Annotated in this window: 19 protein-coding genes; 11 read left to right on the top strand and 8 right to left on the bottom strand. The window is 62.0% G+C overall.

Features of this window, described 5'->3' with window-relative positions; genetic code table 11:
* Positions 1 to 175: 175 nt before the first annotated feature.
* From ppc to M2394_RS05095, 6 genes are all read left to right on the top strand, one after another.
* Positions 176 to 2,803, top strand: a complete 2,628-nt coding sequence (gene ppc, locus M2394_RS05120; RefSeq protein WP_259171817.1) for a phosphoenolpyruvate carboxylase — start codon at positions 176 to 178, stop codon at positions 2,801 to 2,803.
* A gap of 278 nt (positions 2,804 to 3,081) precedes the next feature.
* On the top strand, positions 3,082 to 3,729 hold the full coding sequence (gene adk / locus M2394_RS05115) for an adenylate kinase (protein WP_010212617.1): 648 nt from the start codon (positions 3,082 to 3,084) through the stop codon (positions 3,727 to 3,729).
* A gap of 90 nt (positions 3,730 to 3,819) precedes the next feature.
* On the top strand, positions 3,820 to 4,506 hold the full coding sequence (gene tsaB, locus M2394_RS05110) for a tRNA (adenosine(37)-N6)-threonylcarbamoyltransferase complex dimerization subunit type 1 TsaB (protein ID WP_259171816.1): 687 nt from the start codon (positions 3,820 to 3,822) through the stop codon (positions 4,504 to 4,506).
* A 160-nt stretch (positions 4,507 to 4,666) separates the two neighbouring features.
* Entirely contained in the window at positions 4,667 to 4,957 is a 291-nt protein-coding gene (locus M2394_RS05105; RefSeq protein ID WP_259171815.1) for a hypothetical protein, read from the top strand.
* The gene (locus tag M2394_RS05100; protein ID WP_259171814.1) at positions 4,957 to 5,817 is read left to right on the top strand and encodes a DUF72 domain-containing protein; all 861 of its coding nucleotides are present in this window, start codon (positions 4,957 to 4,959) and stop codon (positions 5,815 to 5,817) included. The genes M2394_RS05105 and M2394_RS05100 overlap by 1 nt, the downstream gene beginning before the upstream one ends.
* A 26-nt stretch (positions 5,818 to 5,843) precedes the next feature.
* Positions 5,844 to 6,671: an oxaloacetate decarboxylase gene (locus M2394_RS05095; RefSeq protein ID WP_259171813.1), complete on the top strand. Its 828-nt coding sequence runs from the start codon at positions 5,844 to 5,846 to the stop codon at positions 6,669 to 6,671.
* Position 6,672: 1 nt separating this feature from the next.
* On the opposite strand, the gene M2394_RS05090 is transcribed toward M2394_RS05095, so the two are convergent.
* On the bottom strand, positions 6,673 to 7,293 hold the full coding sequence (locus M2394_RS05090) for an energy transducer TonB (RefSeq protein WP_178919058.1): 621 nt from the start codon (positions 7,291 to 7,293) through the stop codon (positions 6,673 to 6,675).
* Between the two features lie 96 nt (positions 7,294 to 7,389).
* Between M2394_RS05090 and M2394_RS05085 the strand changes: the two genes are divergently transcribed.
* Entirely contained in the window at positions 7,390 to 8,172 is a 783-nt protein-coding gene (locus M2394_RS05085; RefSeq protein WP_178919057.1) for a class I SAM-dependent methyltransferase, read from the top strand.
* Positions 8,173 to 8,268: 96 nt separating this feature from the next.
* Here the strand turns inward: M2394_RS05085 and M2394_RS05080 are convergent, their stop codons facing one another.
* Positions 8,269 to 8,904: a TetR/AcrR family transcriptional regulator gene (locus M2394_RS05080; RefSeq protein ID WP_178919056.1), complete on the bottom strand. Its 636-nt coding sequence runs from the start codon at positions 8,902 to 8,904 to the stop codon at positions 8,269 to 8,271.
* Positions 8,905 to 8,997: 93 nt separating this feature from the next.
* On the opposite strand from M2394_RS05080, the gene M2394_RS05075 reads away from it, so the two are divergent.
* From M2394_RS05075 to M2394_RS05065, 3 genes are read left to right on the top strand one after another with little or no spacing between them, the layout of a single operon-like run.
* Positions 8,998 to 10,098 (top strand): efflux RND transporter periplasmic adaptor subunit, encoded by a 1,101-nt coding sequence (locus M2394_RS05075; RefSeq protein WP_178919055.1) that lies wholly within the window; start codon positions 8,998 to 9,000, stop codon positions 10,096 to 10,098.
* Positions 10,099 to 10,104: 6 nt separating this feature from the next.
* Positions 10,105 to 13,170: an efflux RND transporter permease subunit gene (locus M2394_RS05070; protein WP_178919054.1), complete on the top strand. Its 3,066-nt coding sequence runs from the start codon at positions 10,105 to 10,107 to the stop codon at positions 13,168 to 13,170.
* 2 nt (positions 13,171 to 13,172) lie between these two features.
* Positions 13,173 to 13,766, top strand: a complete 594-nt coding sequence (locus M2394_RS05065) for a LysE family translocator (protein ID WP_259171812.1) — start codon at positions 13,173 to 13,175, stop codon at positions 13,764 to 13,766.
* A gap of 487 nt (positions 13,767 to 14,253) precedes the next feature.
* Here M2394_RS05065 and M2394_RS05060 read toward each other — a convergent pair whose 3' ends face one another.
* Genes M2394_RS05060 through plsB form a run of 3 tightly spaced genes read right to left on the bottom strand, consistent with a single transcriptional unit; the run spans position 14,254 to position 17,951 of the window.
* Entirely contained in the window at positions 14,254 to 14,943 is a 690-nt protein-coding gene (locus tag M2394_RS05060) for a DUF4197 domain-containing protein (protein WP_178919052.1), read from the bottom strand.
* 35 nt (positions 14,944 to 14,978) lie between these two features.
* Positions 14,979 to 15,380, bottom strand: coding sequence for a YbaY family lipoprotein (locus tag M2394_RS05055; RefSeq protein WP_178919050.1), 402 nt, complete (start codon positions 15,378 to 15,380; stop codon positions 14,979 to 14,981).
* Between the two features lie 51 nt (positions 15,381 to 15,431).
* On the bottom strand, positions 15,432 to 17,951 hold the full coding sequence (plsB, locus tag M2394_RS05050) for a glycerol-3-phosphate 1-O-acyltransferase PlsB (RefSeq protein WP_259171811.1): 2,520 nt from the start codon (positions 17,949 to 17,951) through the stop codon (positions 15,432 to 15,434).
* Positions 17,952 to 18,132: 181 nt separating this feature from the next.
* Here plsB and M2394_RS05045 point away from each other — a divergent pair, with 181 nt between their 5' ends.
* On the top strand, positions 18,133 to 18,342 hold the full coding sequence (locus tag M2394_RS05045; protein ID WP_003219353.1) for a cold-shock protein: 210 nt from the start codon (positions 18,133 to 18,135) through the stop codon (positions 18,340 to 18,342).
* A gap of 127 nt (positions 18,343 to 18,469) precedes the next feature.
* Here M2394_RS05045 and M2394_RS05040 read toward each other — a convergent pair whose 3' ends face one another.
* The 3 genes from M2394_RS05040 to dapE are packed head-to-tail and all read right to left on the bottom strand — an operon-like array spanning position 18,470 to position 20,856.
* Positions 18,470 to 18,847: a hypothetical protein gene (locus M2394_RS05040; RefSeq protein WP_178919047.1), complete on the bottom strand. Its 378-nt coding sequence runs from the start codon at positions 18,845 to 18,847 to the stop codon at positions 18,470 to 18,472.
* A 48-nt stretch (positions 18,848 to 18,895) separates the two neighbouring features.
* Positions 18,896 to 19,705, bottom strand: a complete 810-nt coding sequence (locus M2394_RS05035; protein ID WP_259171810.1) for a putative RNA methyltransferase — start codon at positions 19,703 to 19,705, stop codon at positions 18,896 to 18,898.
* On the bottom strand, positions 19,705 to 20,856 hold the full coding sequence (dapE, locus tag M2394_RS05030) for a succinyl-diaminopimelate desuccinylase (RefSeq protein ID WP_178919043.1): 1,152 nt from the start codon (positions 20,854 to 20,856) through the stop codon (positions 19,705 to 19,707). The genes M2394_RS05035 and dapE overlap by 1 nt, the downstream gene beginning before the upstream one ends.
* Positions 20,857 to 20,928 lie beyond the last annotated feature (72 nt).

Raw genomic sequence — 20,928 nt, 5'->3', positions numbered from 1 at the left:
GTAAAGCCCGCGATAGCAGGCGGTGATGAGTGACCCGCCGCCCGCGTGGATAAACACAGGCGACGTAGTGTTGAGACTAGCTGCAACCCACAAGGTTTAAAGTCTTGTCATAAATGGATGCTGGCGGCACTCTGGAAACCCTGCGCGTCCCGGATTTCTGGCTGGAGATTGGCTGATGAGTGATATCGATGCACGCTTGCGTGAGGATGTTCACCTGCTGGGTGAGCTGTTGGGCAACACCATTCGAGAGCAGTACGGCGATGAGTTTCTCGACAAGATCGAGCAGATTCGCAAAGGCGCCAAGGCCGACCGTCATGGTGCTGGCGATGAATTGAGCGCCAGCCTCAACCAGTTGCAGGAAGACGAACTGCTGCCCGTGGCGCGGGCGTTCAACCAGTTCCTCAACCTGGCCAATATTGCCGAGCAGTACCAATTGATTCACCGGCGAGATGAGACGCAACCGGCACCGTTTGAGTCCCGTGTGTTGCCCGAGTTGCTGGCACGTTTGCAGAGCGAAGGCCACAGCAACGAATCCCTGGCCCGCCAGTTGGCGCGGCTGGACATCGAGCTGGTGCTTACCGCTCACCCCACCGAAGTTGCCCGCCGTACCCTGATCCAGAAATACGATGCGATCGCCGCGCAACTGGCGCTGCAGGACCATCGCGACCTCACCACGGCCGAGCGTAAGCAGATCCGCGAGCGCTTGCAGCGGCTGATTGCCGAAGCCTGGCACACCGAAGAAATCCGCCGCATTCGGCCCACCCCGGTGGACGAGGCCAAGTGGGGCTTTGCGGTGATCGAGCATTCGCTGTGGCACGCCATCCCCAACTACCTGCGCAAGGCCGACCAGGCGCTGCACGCCGCGACGGGCCTGCGTTTGCCGTTGGAGGCGGCGCCGATCCGCTTTGCCTCGTGGATGGGCGGCGACCGTGATGGCAACCCGAATGTCACCGCGCCTGTCACCCGTGAGGTGTTGTTGCTGGCGCGCTGGATGGCTGCCGATCTGTACCTGCGTGATGTCGATCACCTGGCCTCGGAGTTGTCGATGCGCCAGGCCAGCCCGGCCCTGCAAGCCAAGGTCGGCGACAGCGTCGAGCCTTATCGCGCGCTGCTCAAGCAGCTGCGTGAACGCCTGCGCGCCACCCGGCAATGGGCGCACACCGCGTTGACCTCCAACACCGTGGCGCCGGCTGATGTGCTGCAAAACAACCGCGACCTGTTGGACCCGCTGGAGCTGGTCTACCAATCGCTGCATGAGTGCGGCATGGGCGTGATCGCCGACGGCCCGTTGCTCGATTGCCTGCGCCGCGCGGTGACGTTTGGCCTGTTCCTGGTGCGCCTGGATGTGCGCCAGGATTCCAGCCGTCATTGCGCGGCCATGACCGAAATCACCGACTACCTGGGCCTGGGCCGCTATGAAGACTGGGATGAGGAGGCGCGTATCAGCTTCCTCACCCAGGAGCTGGCCAATCGTCGGCCGTTGCTGCCGGGCTACTTCAAACCGTCGGCAGACACGGCTGAAGTCTTGAACACCTGTAAGGAAATTGCCGCTGCACCGGCCGCTTCGCTGGGGTCGTACGTCATCTCCATGGCGGGGGCGGCGTCGGACGTATTGGCGGTGCAACTGCTGCTTAAAGAGTCGGGGGTGCAACGGCCGATGCGCGTGGTGCCGTTGTTCGAAACCCTGGCCGACCTGGATAACGCCGGGCCGGTGATGGAGCGGCTGCTGCAATTGCCGGGTTACCGCGCACGCTTGCAAGGCCCGCAGGAAGTGATGATCGGCTATTCCGACTCGGCCAAGGACGCTGGCACCACCGCAGCGGCCTGGGCGCAGTACCGCGCGCAGGAGCGCCTGGTGGACATCTGCCGTGAGCAACAGGTGGAGCTGTTGTTGTTCCACGGCCGCGGTGGCACCGTTGGCCGTGGCGGCGGCCCGGCCCATGCGGCGATCCTGTCGCAGCCACCGGGTTCGGTCGCGGGGCGTTTCCGCACCACCGAGCAGGGCGAGATGATCCGCTTCAAGTTCGGCCTGCCGGACATTGCCGAGCAGAACCTCAACCTGTACCTGGCGGCGGTGTTGGAAGCCACCTTGCTGCCACCGCCTCCTCCGGAGCCGGCCTGGCGCCATTTGATGGATGAATTGGCGGCAGATGGGGTCAGCGCCTACCGCGCGGTGGTGCGGGAAAATCCGCAGTTCGTCGAGTACTTCCGCCAATCCACCCCTGAGCAGGAACTGGGGCGCTTGCCGCTGGGCAGCCGCCCCGCCAAGCGGCGTGCCGGGGGGATTGAAAGCCTGCGTGCGATTCCGTGGATCTTCGGCTGGACCCAGACCCGCCTGATGCTGCCGGCCTGGCTGGGCTGGGAGGCGGCGCTGAGCAAGGCGCTGGAGCGCGGCGAAGGCGAGTTGCTGGAGCAGATGCGTGAGCGTTGGCCGTTCTTCCGTACCCGCATCGACATGCTGGAAATGGTGCTGGCCAAGGCCGACGCCGACATCGCTCAGCTTTATGACGAACGTTTGGTGCAACCAGACTTGCTGCCGTTGGGTGCGCACTTACGCGACCTATTGTCGCAGGCGTGCAGCGTGGTGCTTGGCCTGACTGGCCAGTCGCAACTGCTGGCCCATAGCCCAGACACCCTGGAGTTCATCCGCCTGCGCAACACCTACCTCGACCCCTTGCACCTGCTGCAGGCCGAGTTGCTGGCGCGGTCACGTCAAAAGGAAGCGGCGCAGGACAGCCCTCTGGAACAGGCGCTGCTGGTGTCTGTGGCCGGTATTGCCGCTGGGTTGCGCAACACCGGTTGAGGTTTCTTGCGTGTTCTCAATAGCTTGCAGATGAAGCATACAGGCCGTCCCGAGAGGGGCGGCCTGCGTTTGCAGGTCGGGGTTGCACCCAGGCGCACCCTGCCTGTGGCGTATGCCCGACGAGGGTTCCTGCGACTTTTGGCGGCTTGTATGGTGAGGGCCCGCTGTGTATCTTGATCAGCCTTTGGCCGTTTGATCGGCCTGGACCCATTTCTACGAGATTGGCCCCATGCGGCGAATCCGAGCGTCATCTCTATAAAAAATTGAGGAGCACATCGATGCGCGTCATTCTGCTGGGAGCTCCCGGGGCCGGTAAAGGTACTCAGGCAAAGTTCATCACTGAAAAATTCGGCATTCCACAAATCTCCACGGGCGACATGCTGCGCGCTGCCGTCAAGGCCGGCACCGAGCTGGGCCTGATCGCCAAGAGCGTGATGGACAGCGGTGGCCTGGTCTCCGATGACCTGATCATCAACCTGGTCAAGGAACGCATCAGCCAGGAAGACTGCAAGAACGGTTTCCTGTTCGACGGTTTCCCACGCACCATTCCCCAGGCTGAAGCCCTGGTGAAGGCCGGCGTCGAGCTGGACGCTGTGGTTGAAATCGCCGTTGAAGACGAAGAAATCGTCCAGCGCATTGCCGGTCGCCGTGTTCACGAAGCCTCGGGCCGCGTGTACCACACCGTCTACAACCCGCCAAAGGTTGAAGGCAAGGATGACGTCACTGGCGAAGACCTGGTGCAGCGTAAAGACGACACTGAAGAAACCGTGCGTCATCGTCTGTCGGTCTACCATTCTCAGACCAAGCCGCTGGTGGATTTCTACCAGAAGCTGTCTGCAGCCCAGGGCAAGCCGAAGTACAGCCACATCCCTGGCGTTGGCTCGGTAGAAGCCATCACCGCCAAGGTGCTGCAAGCGTTGAGCTGATCCTTCGGTCGGCTTCACAGACAACGGCCCGCTTGCGGGCCGTTGTTGTTTATACTGGCGCACTTTTTTTCGACCTGGACACCCGCACCGATGAGCACCCTGTTGGCCCTGGATACCGCGACTGAAGCTTGCTCCGTTGCCCTGCTGCACGACGGCAAGGTCACGAGCCACTACGAGGTGATCCCGCGCCTGCACGCGCAGAAGCTGTTGCCGATGATCAAACAACTGCTGGAAGACGCCGGCACCACCCTGTCAGCCGTGGACGCCATCGCCTTTGGCCGTGGCCCGGGCGCGTTCACCGGTGTGCGCATTGCCATCGGTGTGGTGCAGGGCCTGGCGTTTGCGCTGGAGCGTCCGGTGTTGCCGGTGTCCAACCTGGCGGTGTTGGCACAGCGCGCTTTGCGTGAACACGGCGCCAAGCAAGTGGCAGCGGCAATCGATGCGCGCATGGACGAAGTCTATTGGGGCTGCTACCGCGAAACGGCGGGGGAGATGCGCCTGGTAGGCGAGGAGGCCGTGCAGGCGCCCGAGGCGTCGACACTGCCGCAGGATGCCAGCGGTGACTGGTTCGGTGCTGGCACCGGTTGGGGGTATGGCGAGCGCATCGGTGTTAAAACGGTTGGCCAGGACGCCACGATGCTGCCCCACGCTGAAGACTTGCTGGCCCTGGCGTGCTTTGCGTTCGAACGCGGCGAGGCCATTCCGGCCGACCAGGCGGCACCGGTTTACCTGCGCGATAAAGTGGCGCAGACCAAGGCCGAACGCGGGATTATTTGACGCCAAAAATGCTGGCATTTTGGTGTGAACTTCACCAATCGTCAGAATTTGCCCGCGCTTTTAAACCTTTTTCAAATTATGTGTTCTAGTTATCACCAGAGCATTTGCGCACTACGGACAGTGCTGCCAAAATGCCATTACTGATAGCGAGTTCGCGCCCATGCGTATTGATGGCTTTTCCTCACAGTCGTACCCGATCAAGCGCAAGCCGCGTAAGGCCAACGCTACGGTGGACGATTCCGTCGAGGATTCGCCGGACTTCATCGAAGTCCAGTCCGATGCGCAAGCCAATGCCCAAGCGCGTATCAGCGGTCTTCCCGCCCGTCAGCAAGACATGGTCTTCCCCCGCTCCATGAGCAAAAGCGTCGCCACCGCCCTGGCCAGTTACCTGACCACCGCCGGTTTTGTCGAATGGGATATGGAAGTGCTGGGTCTCGATATCCACATCTGATGCGCCTGCCTTACTACATCGGCTGCCCGTCCTGGAGTGAAAACGCCTGGCGCGAGTACCTGTACCCCGCCGATGCCCGCTCCAGCGATTACCTTGGCCTGTATTCACAGGTCTTCAATGCCGTTGAAGGCAACACCACGTTTTACGCTCGCCCCTTGGCCGCCACGGTGCAGCGCTGGGCCGAAATCATGCCCGATGATTTTCGGTTCACCGCCAAATTCCCGGGTGATATCAGCCATGGTGGCGACTTGCGCGAACAGTTGCCGGCTGCCGAAAGCTTCGTCGGTTTGATGAGCCCGTTGGGGGAGCGTGTTTCGCCGCTGTGGCTGCAACTGTCGGCGAGTTTCTCGCCGCAACGCCTTGGCGAACTGGCCGGGTTTATCGATGGGCTTGAGCGGCCGTTGGCAGTCGAAGTACGCCATCCGGAGTTCTTCGCCAAAGGCGATGCCGAGCGCATGCTCAACCGCTTGTTGCGTGACCGGGGTGTGGAGCGCATCTGCCTCGATCCGCGCGCGTTGTTCAGTTGCACCTCGACTTCGGCGGCGGTGCTGCATGCCCAATCGAAAAAGCCCAAGGTGCCGCCCCGTCCGGCAGCGCTCACTCAATTCCCACAGGTGCGTTTCATCGGCCATCCGGAATTGGAAGCCAACGATCCGTTCCTGATCCCCTGGGTTGAAAAGATCGCCACCTGGATCGAAGAAGGGCGCACGCCCTACGTCTTCCTGCACACCTCGGATAACCGCCTCGCCGCCCAACTGGCGCTGCGCTTTCACGACAAGCTGATGGCGCGCCTGCCCGGTTTGCCAGCGTTGCCGACCTTGCATCGGGAACCCGCTGCGGAGCAACTGGGGTTACTCTAAGGCTCCTTTTTCGCCTGGAGTCAGCCATGGATGCCCAAACCCTTCGCGCCGAAACCTTCAAGGCCCTGCATGAGCGTGAGCGTGCCTTCGTGATGCCCAACCCGTGGGATGCGGGTTCCGCGATCATGCTGGCCAGCCTTGGCTTCGAAGCCCTGGCCACCACCAGTGCGGGTTTTGCCTTCAGCCTTGGCCGGCCGGATGCAGAAGGGGCGTTGTCCCTTGAAGACACCCTGGGCAACGCCGGCACCATCGCCCGGGCGACTTCGCTGCCAGTGGCGGCGGACCTGGAAAACGGCTTCAGCGACACGCCCGAAGGCTGTGCCCAGACCATTCTGCGGGCTGCGGCCACCGGCATTGTGGGCGGCTCGATCGAAGACGCCACCGGCATTGCCGCTGACCCGATCTATCCTTTTGACCTCTCCGTCGAGCGCGTAGAAGCAGCCGTTGCTGCTGCCCGCAGCTTGCCGTTCCCGTTCACGCTGACGGCACGCGCGGAAAACCTCCTGCACGGTCGCCTGGATTTGCCCGACACCCTTCGCCGCCTGCAAGCCTACGCCGAAGCCGGTGCCGACGTGCTGTATGCGCCGGCGTTGCGCAGTGCCGAAGAGGTGCTGGCGGTGGTCAAGGCGGTCGCGCCCAAGCCGGTGAACGTGTTGATGTCCGGTGGGCTGAACCTCAGCGTGGCGCAACTGAGCGAGATGGGTGTGCGGCGTATCAGCGTCGGCTCGGCCCTGGCCTTGGCGGCCTATGGCGAGTTTTACCGTGCAGCGCAGGAGGTGTATGAGTTGGGCACTTTTACGTTTACGGAACGCAAGATGCCCTTCAGCCAGGCCAACGCCTTTTTCAAGGGGTGAATCAGGCGGCCAGGCGCAGGTTCTGGGTGACCAGCGGGCGCGCCCAGTAGTAGTCGAAGTCCAAGGCCTTCTGTTGTGCCACCAGCTCTTCGGTGGGATACGGGGTTGCAGCCGGTGGCAAGAGGTCCAGTTCGAACTCGGCAATCGGCAGGTGCAGGGGGCGCGGGTCGGGTGCCGGGCCTGGTTCTGGCAGCGGCTGGCCTGCATTCAATACGAGCGGGCGGACCCATTCGCTTTCGAAATTCTGTTGGCGTTGTTGCGCGACGATTTCTTCCTGCGGGAATGGCGTCGCGGCCGGTGGCAGCAAATCGGTTTCGAACTCGGCGATTGGCAGGAATAGCGGCTCAGGCGGAGCGATTTCGGTGTCTGTCACGTCGCACTCACGCTGGGTGAGGATCTGCGAAAGCAGGTCGGCGCCTTCGCGCGGTTCTACCGCAGGGTCTGCCGGTGCAGGCGCCTTGGCGGCGAGCGCATCCGGCGTTTCGCCGAGCTGTTCGGCCAGCGCACGGGCGAAGAAGTCCTGCCACACATGGCTCACCCCGGCCAGCGCTTGGGTATTGCGCAGGCCGTAGTGGTTGTGGGTCGGCAATACACCGATAGTTAGGGGAAGAATGTCTGACATTTTTCTCGGTCGACGCTCAGCTCTGGCAAAATACCTGACTGTTGTTTTTATCGGCCGTTGTTTGCCGATCCTTAATATTTTTGAGCGTAGCGATTGATGAGCGAACAACCAGCGGCCAGCCGCATTCAGGTCGAGGCCTTGGCCGAAGGTTTCCAGGCCCTTGCCGAGCAATGGGCGGCGCGACTTGGCTTGCCGTTAGCGCTGGCGGATGCGGACTTTTCCCTGCAAGTCGGTGAACAGGGCCTGCAGTTGCAACAGCTCGGGCCTGACGCGCCGGGGCCGGTGCGGGTGGACTTTGTTGAAGGTGGCGCGGCGCATCGGCGGTTGTACGGCGGTGGCAGCGGGCAGATGATCGCCAAGGCGGTCGGCATTGCCCAGGGCGTGCGCCCACGGGTGCTGGATGCCACGGCGGGTTTGGGCAAGGACGCGTTCGTGCTGGCCAGCCTGGGCTGCGACATGAGCCTGATCGAGCGTCAGCCGCTGATTGGCGCTTTGCTCGAAGACGGCCTGGCACGCGGTGCGGACGATTTTGAAGTGGCCCCCATCGTGGCACGCATGAAGCTGCTCAAGGGCAATTCCATTGAGGTGATGCGCGACTGGGAAGGCGAGCCGCCCCAGGTGATCTACCTCGATCCGATGTTTCCTCATCGTGAGAAAACTGCCCTGGTGAAGAAGGAAATGCGCCTGTTCCGGCCCTTGGTCGGGGATGATCCGGATGCCCCGGCATTGCTGGCCGCAGCACTGGCCTTGGCCAGCCACCGGGTGGTGGTCAAGCGCCCGCGCAAGGCGCCGTGCATTGAAGGGCCCAAGCCGAGCCATGCACTGGATGGGAAATCCAGCCGGTATGACATTTATCCGAAGAAGGCGCTCAAGGCCTGATTCTTTGTTGGCCTTTAGGGCCTCATCGCCGGCAAGCCGGCTCCTACACGAAAATGTGCTGCCCTTGTACGAGCCGGCTTGCCGGCGATAGCGGTCTCAGGGGCGATACGCCCGCATAAACAACCCCACCACATCCTGCACATGCGCCTCGGCGGCTTCCTCACTCAGGTGACCGCCACAGCCATACAGCAGACAGAAATTTGCCGTGCCCTTGAGCAGGCAGAAGAAGTGCTCGGCTGCCGTAAACGGCTTGTCGATGCTCAGGGCGCCGCTCTGGTCGATCCGGCTGAGCAGGCGCTCCATACCTTGAAGCATGCGCATCGGGCCCGCTTCGAAGAAAATCTGCGAGAGCTTCACGTCTTGGTTGCCGGTGGTCATCATCAGGCGATGCAGGTTCACCGACTCCTCGCTGTTGATCAGCCGATGGAAGCCCCGCGCAATATTCAGCAGCACCGTTTCCACGGGCATGCCTTCGGGCAATTCGAAATACATCACCGGTAACTGTTCCTCGCACGTCGCCACGACGGCGGCGGTGAACAACGTCTCTTTGTCGGTGAAGTGGCTGTAGACGGTCAGCTTCGACACGCCGGCTTCCAACGCCACGGCATCCATGCTGGTGCTGGCGTAGCCATTGCTCAAAAACAGGATTTTCGCGGCTTCGAGGATAGCCTGGCGTTTTGCCATGTCCTTGGGGCGCCCGGGGCTATTGGTGTTGATGGGATTGTCGGACATTTTCACCTTTAATACTGGACTGGTGAGTTTGGTATTAATAACATACCCGCCAGTATAATTATTCCTAGCTCCATTTGCGAAAGGTCCTTCAGCATGCGCAGTACTTTCCTGCCCCTTGCGTTGCCTGCCAGCCTGGTCTTCCTCTTGGCCGCCTGCGGCCATGAAGAAGCGGCCCAGACCACTGTCCGCCCGGCCATGGTGGTGCAACCGCAGCCTTCGGCGCAGGCGATGGACAGCTACCCAGGCGAGGTGCGGGCGCGCTACGAGCCTGACCTGGCGTTTCGCATCGGTGGCAAAGTCAGCAAGCGCCTGGTGGAGGAGGGCGAACGGGTCAAGGCCAACCAACCGCTGGCCGAGCTCGACCCTCAGGACGTGCGTCTGCAACTGGAAGCCACTCGCGCGCAGGTGGCCGCCGCCGAGGCCAACCTGAGCCTGGTGCGCGCCGAGCGCGACCGCTACAAGACCCTGATGGACCGTCAGATGGTCAGCCGCTCTCAGTACGACAATTCCGAGAACCTCTACCGATCCGGTGAAGCACGCCTCAAGCAGATCAAGGCCGAGTTTGACGTGTCCAGCAACCAGGCCGGCTATGCCGTGTTGCGGGCGCCCCAGGACGGAGTGGTCGCCAAGCGCGCGGTTGAAGTGGGCCAAGTGGTGTCCGCAGGCCAGACGGTGTTCACCCTGGCTACCGACGGCGAGCGTGAAGTGTTGATCAGCCTGCCCGAGCAAGGCTTCGGCCGTTTCAAAATCGGCCAACCGGTGTCGGTGGAGTTGTGGAGCCAGCCCGACCAGCGTTTTGCCGGGCGCATCCGTGAGTTGTCCCCCGCGGCAGATCCCAAATCCCGCACCTTTGCCGCCCGTGTGGCCTTCACCGGCGGTAAAGTCCCCGCCGAACTGGGCCAGAGTGCCCGCGTATTCGTCCAGGCCGACGGCGTGATTCCGCTGTCGGTGCCGTTGTCGGCCCTCAGCGCGGAGAACGGCGCGTCCTACGTCTGGCGCGTGCAACCGGACAACACACTCAAACGTACCCCGGTGCGCATCGGCGCGTTTGGCGAGAAAACCGTGCCGGTGCTCGAAGGCTTGAGCCCCACCGACTGGGTGATCGCCGCAGGTGTGCATGTACTCCATGAGGGCCAGCAAGTGCGCCCGGTGGATCGCTCCAACCGAGTTGTGAATCTGGCGGCCAAGGAGTAGTCCCCGATGGGTTTCAATCTTTCCGAATGGGCGTTGCGTAATCGCCAGATCGTACTGTTCCTGATGATCCTGCTGGCCGTAGTCGGCACCTTGTCCTACACCAAGTTGGGGCAAAGTGAAGATCCCCCCTTCACCTTCAAGGCCATGGTCATCAAAACCAACTGGCCGGGAGCGACGGCCCAGGAAGTCTCGCGCCAGGTCACCGAGCGTATCGAAAAGAAGCTGATGGAAACCGGCGACTACGAGCGCATCGTGTCATTCTCGCGCCCAGGGGAATCCCAGGTCACCTTCATGGCCCGCGATTCCATGCACTCGGCGCAGATTCCCGAGCTGTGGTACCAGGTGCGCAAGAAGATCAGCGACATCCGCCAGACTTTGCCGCCGGATATCCAGGGGCCGTTTTTCAATGATGAGTTCGGCACCACCTTTGGCAACATCTACGCCCTGACCGGTGATGGCTTCGACTACGCCGTGCTTAAGGACTACGCCGACCGCATCCAGATTCAACTGCAACGCGTGCCGGATGTGGGCAAGGTTGAGTTGCTGGGCCTGCAAGACGAGAAGATCTGGATCGAACTGTCCAACCTCAAGCTGGCCACCCTCGGCTTGCCGTTGGCGGCAGTGCAGCAGGCCTTGCAGGAACAGAACGCGGTCTCCACCGCAGGCTTCTTTGAAACCCCGACCGAGCGTGTGCAGTTGCGCGTGTCGGGTAACTTCAAAAGTGTGGAGGAGATCCGCAATTTCCCGATTCGCGTGGGTGACCGAACCTTCCGCATCGGCGATGTCGCCGACATCCACCGTGGTTTCAACGACCCGCCCGCGCCGCGCATGCGCTACATGGGCGCCGATGCGATCGGCCTGGCCGTGGCCATGCGTGACGGCGGCGACATCCTGGTGCTGGGCAAGGCGCTCGAAGGCGAATTCGCGCGGCTGCAGAAGAACCTTCCGGCAGGCATGGAGTTGCGCAAGGTGTCAGACCAGCCGGCCGCGGTGAAAACCAGTGTCGGTGAATTCGTCCAGGTGTTGGCCGAGGCACTGGCCATTGTGTTGCTGGTGAGCTTCTTCTCCCTCGGCGTGCGCACCGGCATGGTGGTAGCCCTGGCAATCCCGTTGGTGTTGGCGATGACCTTCGCCACCATGTATTACCTCGGCATCGGTTTGCACAAGATTTCCCTGGGCGCGTTGGTGCTGGCCCTGGGCTTGTTGGTGGATGACGCGATCATCGCCGTGGAAATGATGGCGATCAAAATGGAGCAGGGGTACGACCGGCTCAAGGCTGCCAGCTTTGCCTGGACCAGCACCGCGTTCCCGATGCTCACCGGCACCCTGATCACGGCGGCCGGGTTCCTGCCGATTGCCACCGCGCAATCGAGTACTGGCGAATACACCCGCTCGATTTTCCAGGTGGTGACCATCGCGCTATTGGCCTCGTGGGTCGCGGCGGTGGTGTTTGTGCCGTACCTGGGGGAAAAACTCCTGCCAGACCTGGCGAAGATTCACGCGGCCAAGCATGGCACCGACGGCCCTGATCCCTACGGCACGCCGTTCTATCAGCGTGTAAGGCGCTTGGTGGAGTGGTGCGTGCGTCGGCGCAAAACTGTGATCGTCCTGACCCTGCTGCTGTTTATCGGCTCGGTTGCGCTGTTTCGTTTTGTGCCGCAACAGTTCTTCCCGGCTTCCGGTCGCCTGGAGTTGATGGTCGACTTGAAACTGGCCGAAGGCGCCTCCCTGAGCAACACCGCCGATCAGGTCAAGCGCCTGGAGGCACTGCTCAAGGAACACGCGGGCATCGATAACTACGTGGCCTATGTCGGCACTGGCTCACCGCGCTTCTACCTGCCCCTGGATCAGCAATTACCTGCCGCCAGCTTCGCCCAGTTTGTCGTGCTGGCCAAAACCATCGAGGAGCGTGAAAGCCTGCGCACTTGGCTGATCGAGACCCTCAACGAACAATTCCCCGACCTGCGTTCGCGCGTCACCCGTTTGGAAAACGGCCCGCCCGTGGGCTACCCGGTGCAGTTCCGCGTGACGGGCGAGCACATCGAAGAAGTGCGTGCGCTGGCGCGCAAGGTGGCGGCCAAGGTTCGCGAAAACACCCATGTGGTCAACGTGCACCTGGACTGGGAAGAGCCGAGCAAGATCGTCTACCTCAATATCGACCAGGATCGCGCCCGCGCCCTCGGCGTGAGCACCGCCAACTTGTCGAAATTCCTGCAGAGTTCGTTGACCGGCTCCAGCGTCAGCCAGTACCGGGAGGACAACGAGTTGATCGAAATCCTCCTGCGTGGCACCGCGCATGAGCGCACCGAATTGTCGCTGCTGCCAAGCCTGGCGGTGCCGACCGACAACGGCAAAAGCGTCGCGCTGTCGCAGATCGCCACCCTCGAATATGGGTTTGAGGAAGGCATCATCTGGCACCGCAATCGCCTGCCAACGGTCACCATCCGCGCCGATATCTATGGCAAGGAACAGCCGGCCACCCTGGTCCAGCAAATCCTGCCGACCCTGGAAGGTGTGCGCGCCGAATTGCCGGACGGCTACCTGCTGGAAGTGGGCGGCACGGTTGAAGACTCCGCTCGTGGACAGAACTCTGTCAAAGCCGGTGTGCCACTGTTTATCGTGGTGGTGCTGACGTTGCTGATGCTGCAACTGCGCAGTTTCTCACGCACCGCGATGGTGTTTCTGACCGCGCCATTGGGCTTGATCGGGGTGACCCTGTTCCTGCTGGTGTTCCGCCAGCCCTTCGGTTTCGTGGCCATGCTGGGCACCATCGCCCTGTCGGGGATGATCATGCGTAACTCGGTGATCCTGGTGGACCAGATCGAGCAGGACATCAAGGCGGGCCTGGCACCGTGGCAGGCAATCATCGAGGCCACCGTCCGACGCTTCCGGCCGATCGTTCTCACCGCCCTCGCGGCGGTGCTGGCGATGATCCCACTGTCACGCAGTGTGTTCTTCGGTCCGATGGCTGTGGCGATCATGGGGGGGTTGATCGTGGCGACGGCGTTGACCCTATTGTTCTTGCCAGCCCTGTATGCTGCGTGGTTCCGAGTGAGGAAGGACGTCGCGTAATCATGCTGGCCACCGTTTCAGCCCTGCTGTTGTTGCTGCTTGCCCCTGGCCCGACCAATACCCTGTTGTTTCGCGCCGGGGTGTTGTTCGGGTATCGGGCGTCGTGGCGGCTGGTGCTTGTCGAATGCCTGGCGTACCTGCTCCAGGTCTCCGCGTGGGGCGTGGCGCTGCAATACCTGGCGGCCTATTCGCCGTGGGCGTTGAAGCTCACCCAGTTGGTCGCGGCCTGCTACCTGCTCTATATCTCGTTCAAGTTATGGCAACGCAACAGTGGCGATCGCGATCCGGGAAGGGATCGCTTCAGCGGGCTGTACTTTTTCTGGCTGACGGTGATGAACCCCAAAGGCCTGTTGATAGTTTCGTTTATCGCACCGGCGAACGCCTTTGCCACGCTGCAAGGGTATGCAGGGTTCATGCTGACGCTTGCGGTGGTGGTGATACCGGTAGGGACGGCCTGGATCCTGCTGGGCAGTCGGTTCGAGGGCCTTCAAAAGGCGTGGCTGACGCCGTTGAGGATCAACCGTGTGACCTCCGTGGCGATCTGCTGCTTTGCCACGCTCATGATGGGACGGCTGGCCGACTCGGTATTTCACTGAAGCACACTGTGCGGCGTTTACATGCAGACGCAAACAGGTGTCAGGGCATTCGGAACGTTTGCCCGTCGCACTCCACTCAGATTTGCCTGATGGACAGGCACGGGCCAGGACCTCGCCAGTGGCGAGCCAGCCTATTTCAATGAGTGTATGGAGTGTCACATGACGATCTTATCAGCGATTGCGGCTTTCAAAGGCGCGTTTCTCGGGGCCTTGCTTGGGAACAATCTGCCGCACAAGGGCTTTGAACCCGCTAACCCACTGAGGCCTGGGTATGGCCATCATCACCGCCCCTATCCAACCGGGCCAGGGTACGGCCACGACCCTCACTGTAAGCCAGGACACGGCGAGCCGTTTCCCGACCCGGGGCACCTTTACCCTACTCGGCCTTCGTATCCGCTGTTTGCGTTTAATCGCTAAGCGGCTGGCCTGAAACAACTGCGCCCAGATCCTTAGCCAGCGATCTGGGCGCAGTGAAAGGGCAGGGCAGTTACAGCGCGCCAAACACCTTTTTCGCCAGGCTGGTGGCTGCCGCCGCCGGGTTCTTGCGAATGGTTTCTTCTTGCTGGGCAATCATCTTGAACAGGCCGTCCAGCGCTTGTTCAGTCACATAGTTCTCGACGTTTGCGCTCTTGGCATCCACTGCGCCAAAGGCTGCGGCCTTGCCGGCCAGTGCGTTGTATTGCTGGGCTACGCCAACCTTGTCGGTTGCGGCCTTGACGATCGGCAGGAACTTGGCGCGGATCTGTTCGCGGCTGCTCTTGTTCAGGTATTGCGTCGCCGAGTCCTGGCCACCGGTGAGGATGCCCTTGGCGTCAGTCACGCTCATATTCTTCACCGCATTGACCAAGATCGGCTGAGCTTGGGTTACGGCGGATTCGGCCGCCTTGTTCATGCTGGTTTCCAGTTGCGTGACTTGGTCACCCATGCCGAACATCTTCAGCTTGTCGGCCACCTTGCCCAGTTTGCCTGGCAGGCCGATCTTCACTTCCGGGTTATTGCTGAAACCACCGGGTACACCCAGCTGTTTCACGGCGATCTGCGCGCCTTGGGTCAGCGCGTCCTTGAGGCCGCCAGAGGCGTCGCCCTGGGACAGGCTACCAAGGTCCAGGGCCAGGGCGTTGGCGCCGAGCAGCAAGCCGGCACACAGGGCAGTGAGGCGAAGGGAGTTACGGAGCATGGGCGCTTCCTTTTGATCGGGTGTACTGGAAAGTGTCAGTGCGCGACGGCATCAACCCGCAGGCGCAGCGGTTGTGGGTCCTGGCCGTTGAGTTGCACGGTGTGCCGCTCGGTGGTGATAAACAGTAGCTTGCCATCGAGCTCGATGCGAGCGCTCACCGAATAACTGTGGCCCGGCTTGACCTGGGCAGGGTCGTAGCTCAAGTGAAACGGCAGCGGCACCTGGCCTTTGACTGGGCCTTTCTGTTCGGCGAGGGTCACGGCCGGCGCGTCCATCAACGACACGTCCTGCAGGCTGACACTCAGGGTGGCAGCAGGCGGCAGGGCGATGCGTTGCAGGTAGAACACCTCGCCGTCGAGGCTGGCCTTGGGCGCAGGATTCATCGATTGGCAGGCTCCGAGCAAGGCCGTGAGGCCGAGGAGAATGATCTTTTTCATGGTACAGCTCCTTGTCAGCGGCGTCGGAAACCGCCCGACGCCTTATTCAATCTAGCGGCTTTCTTCAGGTTTGGGCGCTTCAGGCTCCACCGGCGCCTCCGCAGCACCGTCGACGCGATGCAACGCCACTTGGCGAATCGACAGGCGAATATCGGCGGGCAGCACACGTTTTGCCGCGCCTTCGGCCAGTTCGCCGAGCAGGTCGTGGTAGCTCAGCTTGCCGGCTTCATCGCGGCGCAGTACATCTTGCTCCAGCAGGGTCTGGATGAAATGTCGGAAAAGGCTCTTGTCGAAGAATTCCGGCGCGTTCAGGCCATGCAGGATCGACAGGCGTTGGGCCATGATGGTGCACAGGTCTTCCAGCTCTTCGGCGCTGATGCTGTTCTGGCCGCTGTTGAGCAGCAACGAGATCGCCATGTAAAAGCGCTGCAGGGTCTGGGCAATGCTCTTGGACAACAGGGTCAGCAACACAAAGTGCCGCGAACTTGGCGCCGGACGCAGGTACACGTTGTTCTCGAAACGCAGCAGGCCTTGCTCGACAAAGGCTTCCAGCCATTGGTCGATCACTGTGTCCAACTCGTCCAGCGACCAGCGGATGAACAGCTCCGATTGCAGGTACGGGTACAACGCGTGGGTGTAGCGCAGGATCTGTTCGCGACTCATGCGCGAGCTGCTCTGGAAGAAGCTCGCCAACAACGCCGGCAGGGCAAAGATGTGCAGCACGTTGTTGCGGTAGTAGGTCATCAGGACGGCGTTTTGTTCGTCCAGGTACAAGATCTTGCCCAGAGCATCACTTTGCTCCGACAGCAGGTCCATGTCCTTCACATGCTTGATCAGCGCCAGGCCATCGCCTTCCGGCAGCGTGGTATGGGGTGAATAGGGCACACGGCGCAACAGGGCCAGGTACAGGTCGAGCTGGCGCGCCATGGCCTGTTCGTCCAGGGCCAGGCGGGTGGTGGACAACAACGCCAGCGCTACCAGGTTCACCGGGTTCACCGCGGCGGCTTCGTTCAAGTGGCGCGCCACCTGTTCGCCCAGGCGGTTGGTGGTCTCGTTGAGCCAGGCCGGTTTGTAGTTCGGGCCCAGGTCCTGGGTGCGCCAGTCCGGCTGCTCGGCGTCGAGGAATTCGGCCAGCTTGATCGGTTCGCCGAAGTTGACCGCGACCTGGCCAAAGCGCTGCTTGAGCGCGCCGACCACTTTGAAGATATCGAAGATCGATTCTTTCTTCTTGCTCGCGCCCCGCAGTTCGCCGAGGTAGGTACGGCCTTCGAGCACGCGCTCATAACCGATATACACCGGCACGAACACGATCGGCATGCGCGAGGAGCGCAGGAAACTGCGCAGGGTAATCGCCAACATGCCGGTCTTGGGTTGCAGCATGCGCCCGGTGCGCGAACGGCCGCCTTCGACGAAGTACTCCACCGGGAAGCCTTTGGTGAACAGCGTGTGCAGGTATTCGTTGAACACCGAGGTGTACAGCGGGTTGCCCTTGAAGGTGCGGCGCATGAAAAACGCACCGCCACGGCGCAGCAGGCTGCCGATGACGGGCATGTTCAGGTTGATGCCGGCGGCGATGTGCGGCGGGGTCAGGCCGTTCTTGAACAGCAGGTAGGACAGCAACAGATAGTCGATGTGGCTGCGGTGGCAAGGCACGTAGATGACCTCGTAGCCCTGGGCAACCTTTTGCACACCTTCGATGTTATTGACCTTGATGCCGTCGTAGATCTTGTTCCAGAACCAGCTCAATACCACTTCAAGGAAGCGAATCGCGGTGTAGGTGTAGTCCGAGGCGATCTCGTTGCCGTAGCGCAGGGCCTGGGCCTTGGCTTTTTCGGGGCTGATCTTTTCCCGCTCGGCTTCGTCGGCGATGGCCTGGCGCACCAGTGGCATGTTGACCAGGCCTTTCACCAGGTTGCGACGGTGTGACAAATCGGGACCGATTACGGCAGTTTTCAGGTTACGAAAGTGCACGCGCAGGATGCGCTGGGCCATGCGCACGGTGCGTTCGTGGCCTTTATTGTGCTCGATCAATTCACGCAGGTTGATAGGCGCAGAGAATTGCACGCGGGTCTTGCGGCCCAGGATCAGGATGCTCAACAGCCGGCGCAGACGCCCGGTCACAGCCCAACTGTCGGCAAACAGCAGCTTCCACGGGCTGGACTCGCTTTCGGGTGACTGGCCCCAGAACACGCTGACCGGAATGATTTGTGCATTCTCTTCGGCGTGTTCGGTCAGGGTGTTGACCAGCCGGGTCAGGGTGGGCGGTGCGCCGCGTTTGTCCTGGCGGCCGAGCCAGTCGGGATCTGGCGTGAGGTAGAAGAACGCCGCCGGTTCCATCAACGGGCCGACCGACACCGGCAGCACCGGGCGCGGCAGGCCGGCCTTGGTGCACTCGGCATCGACCACCGCCAGTTCGGTGAGGGAGGGCGATTGCAGGACGTAGAACACCGGCCGGCTGCGGTCCAGGTTAAGGGTTAGGGACGACTGGTTGATCGTCTCCGAGCGAACCCAGAGGTACAACAGTCGGCGCAAGGTGCCAAACACCAGACGGCGGAACGGGGAGCGGGTCATAGGCGTGCTGCTTCAAGTGGAAAAAACCGAGCAGGTGCTCGGGCGGGTAGTGTGCCGTATTCGCCGAAAATCGGCAAAAAAGCGGCTAAATAAACTTGAGTTGAAGCTTTTTGAGCCTGTCATATACTCGGCAGTTCAATGCGACTGACTCAACAATAAAAAGCATGTGGGAGCAAAACAGATGGCAACGCGCGAAACCGGCAATGTGAAGTGGTTCAACGATGCAAAGGGCTATGGTTTTATTCAGCGCGAGGATGGCAAGGATGTGTTCGTGCACTACCGCGCCATTCGCGGTGAAGGCCACCGTTCCCTGGCTGAAGGCCAGCAGGTGGAGTACGCCGTGGTGACCGGCGAGAAGGGTTTGCAGGCTGAGGATGTGGTGGGTCTTTAAGCATCACCACAATCAACTGTGGGAGCTGGCTTGCCTGCGATAGCATCACTTTGGTCTGCCTGAAAGACCGAGGTGCTTGCATCGCAGGCAAGCCAGCTCCCACATTGATTGGGTTTGCAGTGTTAAATCAGGCTGTTTTCCAGGTGATCTGCTCTTCACCGTCGGCGCTGATGCGAATCCAGGTGTCGGCGCTTTCTTCACCTTCTTCCTCGACCCAGGTCCCCGGTGCGCAACGCACTTCGACGTTCAGCACAGCAAACGCAGCGCGGGCGCAGGCGATGTCGTCGTCCCACGGGGTCTGGTCGCTTTCCAGGTACAGGCTGTTCCATTTGCCTACAGCTTTCGGCAGCCAGGTGACGGGCACGCTGCCGGCCTTGCACTTGTAGGTCTGGCCCTTCTGGACCCAGTCGGAGCACGGACCCAAGGCGGCGCCCAGCCAGGCGGCGATGGCCTTGTGGTCGACGTCGGCGTCCTTCAGGTAAATCTCGATATCAGGTTGGCGCATGGATGTTCCTCGTTGCGGGATTCGAAAATCCATTCGCGGAAAAGTCGGTTATTGAAGCACGAAATAATCGTAGCGCATCGACACCGTGACCTTCAGCGGTTCGGCGGCCTCGATCACTTCGTTGCGGCGCTCGGCGCTGGCCCGCCAGCCGTGGGGCGTCATGGCCAGCAGGTTGGCGCGGTCTGCAGGCTCGGCCAGGCTCAGGGTGAACTCAAGCGTCTCGCTGTGGGCCAGGCTCATGCCCTCCGGCACCAGGGCCAGGTGCTTGTCGTCGGTGTACTCGCGCACTTCGTCGTACAACCGCTCGCGCAGTTCCATCAGGTGACCGCTGGTCGGGCCAACCTTCATCAAACCGCCGCCTGGGCTGAGCAGGCGCTTGGCCTCTTCCCAATCCAATGGGCTGAACACGCTGGCCAGAAACTGGCAGCTGCCTGACGCCAACGGCACGCGGGCCATGCTGGCGATCAACCAGGTCAGCGCCGGGTTGCGCTTGCAGGCCCGCTTGACCGCTTCCTTGGAGATGTCCAGCGCGTAGCCATCGGCCTGGGGCAGGGCATCGGCGATCTGCGCGGTGTAGTAACCCTCGCCACAGCCGATGTCCACCCAGCGTTGTGGTGCGCGCTCGGCGGCCAGTTCCGCCAGGCGCCTGGCCACCGGAGCGTAGTGCCCGGCGTTGAGGAAGTCGCGGCGCGCCGCCACCATCGCCAGGTTGTCTCCCGGGTCGCGGCTGTTCTTGTGCTGCACCGGCAACAGGTTCAGGTAGCCCTGGCGCGCGCGGTCGAAACGGTGCCCGGCCGGGCAGGCCACACCGTTGTCCACCGCGTTGAGCGGGGCGCTGCAAAGGGGGCAGGCGAGCATCAGGCGAGCAACTTGATCAGGGTCTGGTAGTAGATTTCGGTCAGCACATCGAGGTCGCTGGCCAGGATGCGTTCGTTGACCTGGTGGATCGTCGCGTTGACCGGACCCAGCTCGACCACTTGGGTGCCGAGGGTGGCGATAAAACGCCCGTCGGACGTGCCGCCACTGGTCGAGGCCTTGGTGTCACGGCCGGTGACCGCCTTGATGCTGGCCGAAACGGCATCCAGCAGGGCGCCGGGTTCGGTGAGGAACGGCAGGCCCGACAGCGCCCACTCCACGTGCCAGTCCAGGTTGTGCTTGTCGAGGATCGCCGCCACGCGTTGCTGCAGGCCTTCGACGGTGGACTCGGTGGAAAAACGGAAGTTGAACACCGCCGTCAGGTCGCCCGGGATCACGTTGGTCGCGCCGGTACCGGAATTGAGGTTGGAGATCTGGAAACTGGTTGGCGGGAAGAAGGCATTGCCGTCATCCCAGTGCTCGGCCGCTAGCTCTGCCAGGGCCGGGGCGGCCAGGTGGATCGGGTTCTTGGCCAGGTGCGGGTAGGCCACGTGGCCTTGTACGCCGCGTACGGTCAGGGTGGCGCCGAGGGAACCGCGACGGCCGTTCTTGACCACATCGCCCACCAGGGTGGTGCTCGACGGCTCGCCGACGATGCACCAGTCCAGGCGTTCCTTGCGGGCTGCCAAGCGCTCGATCACGGCCTTGGTGCCATGGTGCGCCGGGCCTTCTTCATCGCTGGTGATCAAGAACGCGACCGAGCCGCGGTGGTCCGGGTAGTCGGTGACAAAACGCTCCGATGCCACGAGCATGGCCGCCAGGCTGCCCTTCATGTCCGCCGCGCCACGCCCGCAGAGCATGCCGTTTTCGTCGATCAGCGCGTCGAACGGGTCGTTCTGCCAGGCGTTCACCGGGCCGGTGGGCACCACGTCGGTGTGACCGGCAAAGCACAGCACCGGGCCTTCGTGCTTGCCGTGGGTGGCCCAGAAGTTGTCCACGTCTTCAATACGCATCGGCTCGAGCGCAAAACCGGCGTCGCCCAGGCGCTGCATCATCAGCTTCTGGCAATCGGCGTCGATCGGCGTGACCGAGGGGCGACGGATCAGGTCGATGGCAAGTTGAAGGGTCGGCGAAAGGTCGGCATGGGCCGTCATGGAAAGCTCCGGAAGCGTGTAATGGGCGCAGGACGCATGTGGAATACAGAACTTGAAATGGCGAAATTCTAA

Source organism: Pseudomonas sp. BIGb0164, from assembly GCF_024810135.1.
GTDB lineage: Bacteria > Pseudomonadota > Gammaproteobacteria > Pseudomonadales > Pseudomonadaceae > Aquipseudomonas.
Note: the sequence above shows the minus strand (reverse complement) of the source record. Positions and strands in the feature narration are given on the sequence as shown.